Raw genomic sequence first — 11984 nt, forward strand, 5'->3', positions numbered from 1 at the left:
GCCCGGGGGGCGGGGCGGGCCGGCTTTCTGCGCTGCCGGCTGCAAAACGGCACCGGTACGGTTGGGGGCGGGCGGGGCCGTAGCGCAGAGGTCGACGCGCGCGGTCTCCAACATCGCGAGGACGCCGGTTCGATTCCGGCCGGCTCCGCCCGCCCCGGGCCCGCCCCGGCCGGTGATCACCCGGGTGGAGGCGGCGAGGGGCCTTCGGGCCGCCGGCCAGAGCAGCAGGACGGCAGCGTGTCCGGGCCGGCCGGCTGGCCGGGCCGGCGTCCGCTGCTTTCGCGCAGGGGACCGGCAGCCGTCGTACCCGAGACCGTTCGCCGTGCCCGGACGGACCGGCGGACGGGCGGGCCGGCGGGCGGTCAGGCCATGGGCGTGCGCCGCTTCATGCGGGGGGCCCGGCGGGGAGCGGAAGGCGGCGGGCGCCGGCGGCGTATCGCAGTCCGCGGAGCCGGCGGCACAGGTGCTCTCAGGACCCTGGTGGCGGCGGCCGGCCGTGACGCGGCGGGCGCCGGCGTGCCGACGCCGACGGCGGAGGCCGGCCGGGCGCGTGCGGCCGCTTCGCGGACCGCGGCGGCCGGGGCTTGACGGGCCGGTCGGGTACGCGTTCACCCACGAGGTGGCCGGTCCGCGGCCGCCCGTGCCGAAGCCGGACGACGGTACGCCGCCGGTCACGTGCCCCCTGCGGCGCGCGGAGCGCGTGAAGGGGCGGGTGCTTCCCCTCCGCCGGCATCCCGGGCCGGGCCGGGCCGGGGATGCCGGGATGCCGGCCTGCGCCGGCTTGTGCCTGCCTGCGGCCGGGGATGCGGTCCGCCCGGCGGGTGCCGGTCCCCCGGGGCCGGTTTCCCTGTCAGGATGGGCCCGTGACCGAATCTCATGCGTGGACGGACTCGTGGTGCGGGGGTGAGGGGTCGGCCCTCTCCCTCTGGTCGAAGGACTCGGTCCTGTCGATCGGCTCGGTCGGCTCGGTGCTGTCGATCGGCTCGGTCGGCTCGGTCCTGTCGATCGGCTCCGTGGGCAGCGCGCTCTGTGCCGCCTCCATCGGTTCCTCCCTGTCCGTGCTCTCGGCGGCCTCCTGGCTCAGCACGGGCTCCCTGCTGTCCGCGCGCTCACGCTGGTCGGTGCTGTCCTGGCGCTCACGCGACGGATTCATGGTGGCCGGCGTCGCCGCCGCGACCGCCGCCGCCTCTCTCGCGCTGCACTTCGGCGCGCGCCGCGGCGGCCGCTAAAAGGGGTGCCCCCGGCCCCCTGGCGCGGGGCCGTAACACGCGCGCCGTGCGGGTCCGGCAGGCCCTTATGCTGCCGGGATGATCAAGCCGGTGGAACTCGTGATATTCGACTGCGACGGAGTGCTCGTCGACACCGAACGCATCGCCGTGCGTATCCAGATGGCCCTGGGAGCGGAGCTCGGCTGGCCGCTGACCCACGAGGAGGCCGTCGACCGGTTCATCGGCCGTTCCAAGGAGTCGATCTGCGAACAGATCGCGCAGCGGCTGGGCCAGGAGACGGCCGCCCTGTGGTGGGAACAGCTCCTGCGGCGCCACCGGGACGCGGTGGACCGCGGGCTGGAGGCGGTCGACGGGCTGCCCGGGGCTTTGGCCGAGATCACCCTGCCGGTGTGTGTCGCCTCCAGCGGCTCGCACGACAAGATGCGCCACACCCTTGGTGTCACGGGGCTCTACGAACGCTTCGCAGGCCGTATCTTCAGCGCTGCCGATGTGGCCCGCGGCAAACCCGCCCCCGACCTCTTCCTGCACGCGGCACGGCGGATGGGCGTCGACCCCGCCGCGTGCGTGGTCGTGGAGGACAGCCGCCCCGGCGTCCAGGCCGCCCGCGCCGCCGGCATGCGCGCCTTCGGCTACGCGGGCGGACTCACCCCGCCGGAACGGCTCGCGGGCCCGGGCACCGTCGTCTTCGACGACATGCGCGAACTGCCCGCCCTCGTCACCGGCCGGCACCAGGGGGCGTCCCCCTCGGATCCTGCCGGCTGAGCCCGCACCGTCTGGCACCGTGCGTCTCCCCCGGCCACCGCCGGGAGGAACCCCCGGACGGAGAAGCGGCCCCCGGGCGGAGGAGCCCCCGGGCGGAGGGGCGCGCGGGCGGGAGGTACGTGGGCGGCCCGGCAGCCTGGGGGCTCCCCCGACCGAGTCCGGGGGGATGAGGTGCGGTGCCGGGCGGCGCGGGAACCGGGCAGGATCCGAAGGAGACGGCCTGGCAGCGCCCGGCCGCGGGCGGCGGGCGGGGTCAGGCCGCGGGCGGGGTCCAGTCGGCGGGCAGGCCGGACTGGGCGAGGACGGTGGCCAGGCTGTAGTGGTCCTGGTCGACGGCGATGCGGCAGTGGTTCCTGTCGAGGTCGAGCCGGGTGGTCATCGGTACGGCGAAGGGCTTGGGTGCGCCCTTGAGATGGCCGGAGTAGACGGCCCGGACGGTGATGCGGTCGCCGTCGAGGCGGGCGCTGCGGATGGTGACGTGGACGTTGTCGATGAGGGTGTCGGCGCGGGCCTTCCACCCCGCGATCTCCTTGCGGCCACGGAAGGTGACACCGACAGCTTCGTCGGTGTAGGTGCCGTCGGCGGTGAACAGGGCACCGAGGGCCTGGGGTTCGGTGCCGTTCCAGGCGCGGGCCCAGGCGGCAGCGATCCCCGGCGTGCGGTGGCCGGTGTCCTGTGCGGCGTAGGCGGCGGAGGCGGTGGCACAGAGGGAAGCGGTGGCGGTCAGCACGGTGAGGGTACGCAGCGCGCGGGACGTCATGGTGGAAGCTCCTGGGAGTACGGGCGCGGCCCTGCCGGCAACGGCAACGGTGATGGCGGTGGTGGTAGCGGCGGGAGGGTGCGGGGGGTGCGGCGGCCGGGTGGGCGGCGGAGCCGCCGGGGGCCGGGGGCGCGGGTGTGCCGCCCCGTCCGGCTGTGTACGTGCAACGTTCATGGGACACAGACTCGTGCCGGGCGGTGTCCGGTCTCCAGGCCCTGCAGAGCCGGTGACTGTCCAGCACTGCCCACCCCTGTCCACCCGCCCCAGGCCCAGGCCCCCGGGGCCGGGGCTGGGGCCGGGTGGGAGCCGGGGCCGGGTGGGAGCCGGGGCCGCGTGAGGGCCGGGGCCGGGGCCGGGGCCGGGGCCAGGGCCGGGGCCAGGGCCGGGTAGGGGCCGGGGCCGGGGCCAGGTAGGGGCCGGGGCCGCGTGAGGGCCGGGGCCGGGTGGGAGCCGGGTGGGAGCCGGGGTCTGGGTCTGGGTCTGGTGGGGGCGGGTCTGGTGGGGGCGGTGATCCGCTCCAGGGGTGCCGGCGGCGCGCGGCGTCATGGCTGTGTCCCGGGCGGCGGACGGGACCGGGCGGACCGCGGGATTCGTGGACGTGGGCCTGGTCCAGGCGGTCTCGGTACCGGGCTGCGCACCCGGTTCCCCGAACTCCGGTGCCTGCGCGACGCGTCGGGAGGCGGCCGGCCGGGCACGCCGGTGCCGCAGCCGTCCTGCCGCGGGCGCGTCTTCCACCACCGCCGGACCCGTTGCCCGTCCCGGCCCGCACCCCCGCAGATCCCCGGAGCGGCGGGCCTGGTGTCCGGCGGCGGCCGCTGTTATCCGGCCGTGGCCGCGAGCCGTCAACGCGGGAGGCGGTCCCGTCCGGAGCGGCCTCGCCCGTGTCCTGACGGCCTGCCGGCCGCTCCGGCCCCGGGAGGTCCGGGTGGCCGCCCGGCAGTTGTTCCACCGCCGGCGCACCCGGCTGCGCACGGCACAGGCCCGCCGGGGACACGGGACACGCACGACAAGGCCCCCGGACCCGGAACACGCGCCGCCGGCAGGCGCCGGTGCCGGCGATGGTGCCGGTGCCGGTGCCGGTGCCGGCGATGGCGATGGCGATGGTGCCGGCGATGGCAGCATCGGCGGCGCGTCCCGGGCGCTCACAGCCGTACGCGCGGCCGCGGGCGGGGCCGCGCGATCGCCGGCCCGCCCCGTCACGGCGCCGTCCCGGCCGGGCTGGATGCCGGTCGTGGCGGGACGGCCGCGCTGGTGCCGCCCATCGGCGGGGACGGCCGCCGGCACCCGGGCCAGACCTCCCCCGCCCCCTGGGCTCCGGCCGGCAGCGGCTCCATCGGCATGGCCGCGGTCCTGCCGGTCCAGGGCGCGCCGCAGACCCGCGGACCGGTCCGGCCGGCAGCAGATCGGGGGGAGGTCCCCGGTGCGGTGGCCGGCCGCCCCGGGGTGGCGCCGCGGGCCAGCGCGGGCCGCCGGCCCTGCCCTCGCGTCCCCCGTCACGGCGTGCGGGACACGGCTGAGGAACGCGGGTGAGGGACGCGGGTGAGGGAGGCGCGGCCACCCGGGGTCCCGTCGGCCGGGCACACCGGGGCGTGGCGTCCGCTCCGCGCCCGTCAGGGCCGGCGGCCCGGCTCCCGTGCGGTGGTGTCGTCCGCCCGCAGGGACAGCGGCGGGATCCTGCCGCGCCGCACGAGCCGGTGGCGTACGGCCATGACGACGGCCGATGCCGCGACGATGACCGTCCCGCCCAGCTGCAGGACCGTGTCGTAGGCGTCCTCGGGCGGCCGCTGCGGGGTCATCGCGGAGAGCGCCGCGGCCGTCCCGGCGAGGGCGATCGCGCCCAGCGTGACCAGGAACGTCAGCAGTACGCCCGAGGCCTCCCCCGCCCTGGCCGGTGCGACGACCTGCTGGGTCGCCACGCTGGAGTAGGTCCAGCCCAGGCCCAGGCCCAGGCCGCACCACGCGAACACCGGCACGTACAGCCACCATGCGCCGGCCTGGGCGAGCGCGTACATTCCGGTGCCCGCGACCGCGCCGGCCAGTGCCATGACCGCGGTCGGCCGCATGTGCCGGCCCAGGCGTACCCCGAGCGGGCCGCTGACGGCGACGAGCAGGGCCGGGGCCAGGAACACCGTGCCCGCCAGCAGCGGCGAGAGCCCGCGTACGCCCTGGAGGTAGAGAGTGGCCAGGAAGACGGTGACGCCGTAGCCCATGTTGGTGAGCGAACCCATCGCGGTCACCAGGACGTACGGGAGATTCCGCAGGAGCCGCAGGTCGACCAGCGGGTGGCAGGCGGCCCGCTCCCGCAGCAGGAACAGAGCACCGGCCGTCACGGCCAGGGCGGAGCACAGCAGGGTACGGGTACTCCCCCAGCCCCAGGCGTCCCCGCGTTCCACGGCCAGGGTGAGCGCGGCCAGCGAGCACACGATCAGGGCACAGCCCGGAAGGTCGAGCTCACGGGGCACCGAGGAGTCACGCGAGTCCGGTACATACAGGACAGCGGTGAGCAGCGAGAACAGGCCCAGGGGGGCCATCAGCCAGAAAATCCAGCGCCAGCCGGGTCCCTCGGTGAGCCCGCCGCCCACGAAAGGCCCGAGCGCGGTCCCGATGTTCGCGACGCCGAACACGGCACCCAGGGCCCTGGCGCGGGTCTCCCCCGGGAAGGTGTTGGTGATCACGGACACGGACACCGGGAAAACGAACGCCGCGCCCACACCCTGCAAGACCCGGGCCGCGACCAGCAGGCCGAGACCGGAGGCCAGCGCGCAGCCCACAGAACCGGCAGTGAACAGGGCCAGCCCGGCCAGGAGGCTGCCACGCCGGCCGAAGACATCCCCGACCCGGCCGCCGACGATGAAGAAACAGCCGATCGCGAGCATGTACGCGGACAGGGTCCACTGCGCGGCCGAGACCGTGACACCGAGTTCCGCCGCGATCCCGGGAAGAGCAAGGTTGAGAGCGAAAAAATCGAGCTGGATACAGAACAGAGCGACAGCGACAGCGACGAAAGCCCCCGTCCTGCACGCGGCCGGCGAGGTCTCAGCGTGCATCAGGACGTTCCCCTCTCAGCCGACACACCCGGAGCGGAGGCGCACCCCGCACCCGGCCCCTGATCCCATCGTCGGACGACCCACCACCAAACGCAGCCCAACCCCCAGCCCCTGGCCGCGACGACGGCCCCGAGCCCCGAGCCGGAGGCCGCGGGGCTGGAGGGGGCCGGGGACCGGAGGCCGGGACCAGGAGCGGAGGCCGGGACCGGAACCGGGAGCAGGAGCAGGACCGGGAGCAGGACCGGGACCGGGAGCAGGAGCAGGACCGGGAGCAGGACCGGGACCGGGAGCAGGACCGGGAGCAGGACCGGGACCGGGAGCAGGAGCGGGAGCAGAAGCGGAACCGAGACCGGGGCCAAGACCGGGACCAGGGGCGGGGGCCGGAACCAGGGCCAGAGCCGGAACCGGGGGCCAGGAGCCAGACCCGGGGGCCGGGGGCCGCAGGCCAGAGCCGGGGCCAGGAGCCAGACCAGGGCCAGACCCGGGGGCCGGGGCCGCAGGCCAGGAGCCAGCCCAGAGCCGGGACCGGGGGCCAGGGCAGAGCCGGGACCAGGACCGGCACCACGGGGGAACCGGGACCAGGCCGTCTCTTTCGGATCTTGCCGGTCAAGCCCGCGTCGTCCGGTGCCGTGCCTCGCAAAGCGGAGAGGCGCCCGAGTACTGGACGTACTCGGGCGCCCCGAACAACCTGCTGGGGTCCCCCCGGACGGAGTCTGGGGGATGAGGTGGGTGCCAGGCGGCGCGGGTCAGGCAAGATCCGAAAGAGACGGCCCAGGGCCAGAGCCGGGAACGGGGCCAGGACCAGGGGTGGGGCCAGGACCAGGGATGGGACCTGGGGGTGTGTGGTGTCCCGTCTGCCGGGGCCAGGGCCGGGACGGGAGCAGGGGCGGAACCGGGACCCCAACCGGGGCCAGAGCCGCGACCAGAACCGGGGCCAGAGTCGGGGCCACCGGGGGCGGGGTGTGTGGTGTCCCGTCTGCCGGGGCCGGGCGTGCGGTGCCGCTCGGGCCATGGCGAAGGCGGGCAGCGGCTCGTCCTCCAGCACCCCGCGGGGCAGGCTCGGGCCGAACCGGGCTTCTATGAGTGCCAGTGCGTGGCGGTCCCGGTCCCGGCAGGACTCCTCCCGGGCCGCGCGTACCGGCCGTCGGGGTACAGGACACCGGCCGCCACCAGCTCGGGCACAGAAAGTCCGACTGCCCGCCCCATCACCACAGCTCTTCTCCCATGTTGAAGCCGCAGACGTCCACGCCGTCCCTCACGTAGGAGAACACCGCCGGTGGACGCTCCACCCACGGGTCGAGACCGATCGCCTCCACCCGTGCTGCGGAAACATGCCGGCCGGCCCCGCCGCGCCGTTCCCCCGGCCCGTATGCGACGGCGAAAAACCATCCGCCGCACGCCGACCCGCACCACGTCTTCATCGTCCGCCGCCAGACCGAGAACCACGTGCCATGCCTGCACATCCGTGATCGGCGACGCGACGGATCCGTGCACACCCCTCACGCCCGTTCACCAGTTCCCGCTGCGTGACGCCGTACGCGAAAACCACACGGTGCCGCCCTCCGGCTACCCGGTCCGCAAGCCAATGAACACCGTCCTGCACGACACCCACACTCCCCGCCCGGCACACCCTGTGCCACCACCCACTCCCAGCCAGTGACCACACCAGCCACAGCCGGCAACAAGCCCGCATGCAACCAGGCCCGCCCCGAACAGCCGCCGGACAACCCGGCAGGCCGACGGCGAGACGGGCGGGGCGGGGCGGGCGGGGCGGGTACGCGAGAACGCCCGGCCGGGAGGTCCCGGCCGGGCGTTCTCGTATATCTGCTGTCTGCTGCGCCGCACGATGCCGCGCGGCGCTGTGCTGCCGCTGGTGGCTTAGTACCAGTGGTTGGCGGACCAGAAGTTCCAGGCGCCGACGGGGCTGCCGTAGCGGTCGTTCATGTAGTCCAGGCCCCACTTGATCTGCGTGGCCGGGTTCGTCTTCCAGTCCGCACCCGCGGAAGCCATCTTCGAGGCCGGCAGGGCCTGGGCCAGGCCGTACGCGCCGGAAGAAGCGTTGGTCGCGGTGTAGTCCCAGCCACTCTCATGAGAAATGATCTTGTCGAACGCGGCGAACTGGGCCGGGTCCTTGATCATCTGCTGCGCGATCGCCTTCGCGCTCACCGGAGCCGCCTGAGCGGGAACCGTGGCAAGCATGGAACCGGCGACACCCAGGGCGACGACGGTGCCCGCGAGGGCCTTCTTCGAGATGGCGATGCGGCGGATGACGGCGTTGGACACGGATTGACCTTCCACAGGGAACAAGGGCGGTCGCAGGCATGCCTAAGACATGCGTGAGCCACTCACGCGGTGGAGAGGGGTTCGTCGGCGGCGGGTGAAGTACCCGTGCCGCCTGGCGACTCATCCAGTTCTACAGACGCCCCGACCCCCTGGCAACGACCCCACGTACTAACAACCCTCGCAGCCACACACCCCCGCCCCCACCACCAGCAACCCGGAAACCACACAGGTCAGAACCGGTACCAGCCCCCGGCAAGAGACCACCCGGAGGCTACTAACCCGACTCGTATGTGACATGGACCCTATGGGCCGAGTCACCCCCAACACCCCCCAACCTCACCAACCGTCACCACCCACACCACCCAACGACACAACCCCACCAGACCGCAGGCCCCGCTCCCGCCGGGGCGAGGGGGCCTGCTCCCGCCAGGCCAGGGGCCAGCTCGCCAAGGACCACCGGCAGCTCCTCACGCCAGCCCACAGACAAAACAGGCACAGCCGTACCAGGAGCCGTATCGGTCGTGACACCCAGATCCTTGCGAGCCGCGTCACGAAAAGCAGCAGCGAGACCCACGAGATGACCCAGCAGACCCGCGACCGTGTACACAGGACAGGGCGTCCACCCGACGAGCCGGGCGTCCGGGACGGCGGCCGCCAGGCGGGCCACGATCCGGGCCTGCGGTCCGAGGTCGAACGTCGGCGTACCGGTCATCTGCCGCTCCTCCCGGACGGTGGACCTGCAGGGTAGACCGGCCCCTCGGCCCGGACCCGTACCCCCACCCGTCACGGCGCGGCGCGGCGCGGTGACAGGCCCGCGGGGATTGGCCGGGCGGGGCAGGGGGCACGGAAGGGGCGTCGCGCCCGACTCGACGGGCCCTCCGCCGCGGCGGAGGATGAGGGACTGTGATGACAGTCCTGGTGGTCGGCATACCGGAAGGCGCGGAACTGGAGCTGCTGCGGTCACGGATCCAGCACAACCCCCACTTCCAGGTCATCTCCCACGCCCACACACCCGGCGTCGCCCTGGCACACGCCCGAATCCTGCTCCCCGACATCACCGTGCTCACCCTGTCCGGCGGCTTCCGTGACGACCCCGCCGCACTCAGCGTGTTCCAGGGCGTACGCACCCTGGACCCACCCAGCGGCGTCGTCCTGCGCACCAGAGCCGAAACAGCCCCGGACGACCTCGGCATCCTCACCACCGACGGAGCCGTCCACCTGGTGCGCGCGGGCGACGAGGAAGGGCTGATGCGGGCCCTGCGCACCATCGGGCTACGCCGCGCAACCTGCGACCCCGACCAAATGCCCTGACCCTCCAACCCGACCTGTCATTCATGACGAGGGCGCCGGGGTCGGCCGGGACGGGTTCGGAGGGAGCGAGGTTGCCGAAGACCGCGAGCCGGCCGTGGCCGCCAGCTGTTCCAGGGTGGCGCGGCCGACCGGGGCGAGGATCACGTCGAAGCGTTCGCCGTCGAGCCCGGCCGGGACTGCCCGCGACACCGACGACCCAGCCGGCGGCAGTGCCGACACGGCCCGCGTGCGGGCCGGGCAGGAACGCCTCCGGCATCAGCCCCGCCACCGTCACACCGAGCGCGATCGCGAACTCGCACTCGAACGCGCTGACCGCAGTCGTCGGACTCGGGCTGCCCGGCGGCGAAGGCGATCGCAGGGCAGCGGCGAACCCCCACACGGCCGGGACCCGGCATGGCGTACGGGATCGCATCCCGACCGCCCCTCATCGAGGCCGCCGGACACGCTCCAGGACACGCCGCACCCACTTGGCCAGGTCCACGAAGCGCGGCGCCGGGCCCCGCCAGCGCTCGCGGCGAGGAGTCCGAATGCGCCGCCGCCCAGGGCTAGTTCACGGTGTGCGTCGACGACGACCGCGGGGCGGGGCTCGTGGCCGCTCAGGGTGTGGCACGGTGCGATGCGTACGCGGTCGGGTGCGTGGTCGGGTGCGGGGCGGACGGGGGTGTAACCGGCGGCCGGTCAAAGCCGGTTGCGCCCACCGAGGGCAGTTCCACCGGTTCGCCCGGACACACGACCACGGTGGCGCCGGGCTGTAACCGCACGGCGGAAGGGGCCTTCGGGGGGTGTCCCCCGAAGGCCCCTTCACATGGTGCGGGTGACGGCTCAGGCCGTCGTACGGCGGCGGCGGCCGGTGCCGGCCACCAGGGCCGCGCCCATGGCCAGCGCCACGCCCGCGCCTCCGAGTGCCCAGCTGGTGGCCGCGTCGGCACCGGTGGCGGCGAGCTCCCCGCCCGCCTCGGTGGTGGTACCCGTGCTGCCGGTGGTGCCGGTGTTGCTGATCGGCGTGGCGCTACCGCCGTTCGGGCCAGGCCGGTTGCCGCTGTCCGGGACGGCGGCCAGGATCTTCACCAGGACCGGTCGGCTGTCGCTCCGGATGTGCGAGCCGATCTCGAGGACCGTACCCGAGGCCCGGAACTGCGCATAGCCGAGCGGGGTGTCCGCGGCGAACCGGATACGCAGCTTGACGTCGAAGACCTTGCCCGCGGGGATGGCGCCGCCGGCAAGATGGTTGACGACATAGGCGCCGTCGCTGTAGCCGAGTTCCGCGCGCTCCCAGCCGTTCCTGCCGTAGACCTCGACCTCCAGCTGCTCGCCTTCCATCGGTACCCAGTCGGGCCGGGCGAGGCTGAAGTACAGGTGGAAGTCGTCCAGGGCCGGCTTGCCGGAGTTGTCGACGTGGACCGTGAGGTCCTGCCAGGCCCCGCCCACCGCGATGCCGTCGGGCAGGCCGCCGATGGTGAGCTCGGGGCCGTCGACCACCACGGGCTGGCCGCTGTCGGGCGTCGCCCCCGTGATACCCGTGTTATACCAGGCCGGAGGGGAGGCGCTGATCTTGCCGCCGATCCGGCTCGTGCCGTTGGAGGTGAGGTCGAAGGCGACGACCGGGGTGTCCGCGGCGAAGCTGACCCGCACATCGATGCCGTAGACGGCGCCGGCGGCCACGGAAGCGGTCGTGCCGAGCTTGTAGACGAGCCCGGGCCCGAACTGCGGGCCGTGAACCAGCTTCGCCGGCTGCCAGGACACCGACCCGTCCCCGGCCGTGACTCGCTGCTCGACCTTGACCTGCGAGGCTTTGATCTTCCCGTCCCACTGCATCACGGAAATCTCAGGCGTGTAATTCGCAACGGCGATATGGCCGGTGTTGTCGACCTGCACGGTCAGCGGGGTCCAACTGCCGTCCGCCTTGAAACCGCCCTTCGGGATCCCCCGCACACTGACCTCGGGACCCATGAGCATCCCGGTCGGCGGCTCCTCGTCCGGATCCTCGGCCGCGGCACTCGCGGCGTCCTTCGCCGGCACCTGAGCAGCCGGGGCCACAGGCGCCTGGGTGGCCGGCGGCTGCGGGTCGGCCGGCGCCGCCACCACGGGCCCCCCGGCCTGCGGCCCGGCCCCAGCCCCGGCCGTGGCGGGCTTCTCCCCCGCCGTCTCCGCCGTCTCCGCCGTCTCCGCCGTCGCCGTCTGCGCCGCCGCCCCCGCGGCCGGCGTCGTGTCGTCCTTCGGCGCGGCATCCGGCACGGTCACGGCCGGCTGCTGCTGCTCATCGGCCATCGCAGGCGTGGTCAGCAACACCGGACCGACGACAGCCGCGGCCGCGACGGCAGCGATACGCTTGATCTTCACTTCTGAACTCCCCCTCGTTTTGAACATGATCAGAATAGAGGGGCGGGAGGGGCGAGCGTCCGAAAATCGGATCACGGGTCGGACAAGACTTCCGGACGCGCTCACTCCGAACCACCCGCCCCCGCAACCGCCGAACAGCCGGACGCGTCCGCCCCCGCCAGGCTCCCGCGCACCGGGCACCCGGCACCGTGGCGGGGGGCGTGCCGGGCTCACCCCGGGGCGGGTGGGGCGGGGGCCCGTCCTCTAGGGTCC

The 11984-nt window shown here is 74.3% G+C and carries 8 protein-coding genes and 1 tRNA gene; 4 read left to right on the top strand and 5 right to left on the bottom strand.

The window, feature by feature from the left end:
* The first annotated feature begins 73 nt into the window (after positions 1-73).
* The 3 genes from KO717_RS00185 to KO717_RS00195 all read left to right on the top strand — a co-directional run bounded on the left by KO717_RS00185 (position 74) and on the right by KO717_RS00195 (position 1991).
* Positions 74-148 (top strand) — tRNA-Trp (locus tag KO717_RS00185).
* A 715-nt stretch (positions 149-863) separates the two neighbouring features.
* Positions 864-1229 carry a hypothetical protein gene (locus KO717_RS00190; RefSeq protein ID WP_301363648.1) on the top strand — a complete coding sequence of 122 codons (366 nt, stop codon included), beginning with the start codon at positions 864-866 and terminating at the stop codon, positions 1227-1229.
* A gap of 78 nt (positions 1230-1307) precedes the next feature.
* Positions 1308-1991 carry an HAD family hydrolase gene (locus tag KO717_RS00195; protein ID WP_301363649.1) on the top strand — a complete coding sequence of 228 codons (684 nt, stop codon included), beginning with the start codon at positions 1308-1310 and terminating at the stop codon, positions 1989-1991.
* Positions 1992-2244: 253 nt separating this feature from the next.
* Here KO717_RS00195 and KO717_RS00200 read toward each other — a convergent pair whose 3' ends face one another.
* The 4 genes from KO717_RS00200 to KO717_RS00215 form a co-directional block, all read right to left on the bottom strand.
* Entirely contained in the window at positions 2245-2751 is a 507-nt protein-coding gene (locus KO717_RS00200) for a nuclear transport factor 2 family protein (RefSeq protein ID WP_301363650.1), read from the bottom strand.
* A gap of 1610 nt (positions 2752-4361) precedes the next feature.
* Positions 4362-5798 carry an MFS transporter gene (locus tag KO717_RS00205; protein WP_301363651.1) on the bottom strand — a complete coding sequence of 479 codons (1437 nt, stop codon included), beginning with the start codon at positions 5796-5798 and terminating at the stop codon, positions 4362-4364.
* 1878 nt (positions 5799-7676) lie between these two features.
* The gene (locus KO717_RS00210) at positions 7677-8081 is read right to left on the bottom strand and encodes a transglycosylase SLT domain-containing protein (RefSeq protein ID WP_301363652.1); all 405 of its coding nucleotides are present in this window, start codon (positions 8079-8081) and stop codon (positions 7677-7679) included.
* Positions 8082-8427: 346 nt separating this feature from the next.
* On the bottom strand, positions 8428-8793 hold the full coding sequence (locus KO717_RS00215; protein ID WP_437184451.1) for a maleylpyruvate isomerase N-terminal domain-containing protein: 366 nt from the start codon (positions 8791-8793) through the stop codon (positions 8428-8430).
* A 194-nt stretch (positions 8794-8987) separates the two neighbouring features.
* Here KO717_RS00215 and KO717_RS00220 point away from each other — a divergent pair, with 194 nt between their 5' ends.
* Positions 8988-9392: a hypothetical protein gene (locus tag KO717_RS00220; protein ID WP_301363653.1), complete on the top strand. Its 405-nt coding sequence runs from the start codon at positions 8988-8990 to the stop codon at positions 9390-9392.
* Between the two features lie 822 nt (positions 9393-10214).
* On the opposite strand, the gene KO717_RS00225 is transcribed toward KO717_RS00220, so the two are convergent.
* Positions 10215-11732, bottom strand: coding sequence for a hypothetical protein (locus KO717_RS00225; protein ID WP_301363654.1), 1518 nt, complete (start codon positions 11730-11732; stop codon positions 10215-10217).
* Positions 11733-11984 lie beyond the last annotated feature (252 nt).

Source organism: Streptomyces xanthophaeus (assembly GCF_030440515.1).
GTDB lineage: Bacteria > Actinomycetota > Actinomycetes > Streptomycetales > Streptomycetaceae > Streptomyces > Streptomyces kutzneri.

Bases quoted from the DNA above. Each gene is read 5' to 3' on its own strand.
- KO717_RS00195 (WP_301363649.1), top strand. From the start codon at position 1,308: ATGATCAAGCCGGTGGAACTCGTGATATTCGACTGCGACGGAGTGCTC.
- KO717_RS00200 (WP_301363650.1), bottom strand. From the start codon at position 2,751: ATGACGTCCCGCGCGCTGCGTACCCTCACCGTGCTGACCGCCACCGCT.
- KO717_RS00205 (WP_301363651.1), bottom strand. From the start codon at position 5,798: ATGCACGCTGAGACCTCGCCGGCCGCGTGCAGGACGGGGGCTTTCGTC.
- KO717_RS00215 (WP_437184451.1), bottom strand. From the start codon at position 8,793: ATGACCGGTACGCCGACGTTCGACCTCGGACCGCAGGCCCGGATCGTG.
- KO717_RS00220 (WP_301363653.1), top strand. From the start codon at position 8,988: ATGACAGTCCTGGTGGTCGGCATACCGGAAGGCGCGGAACTGGAGCTG.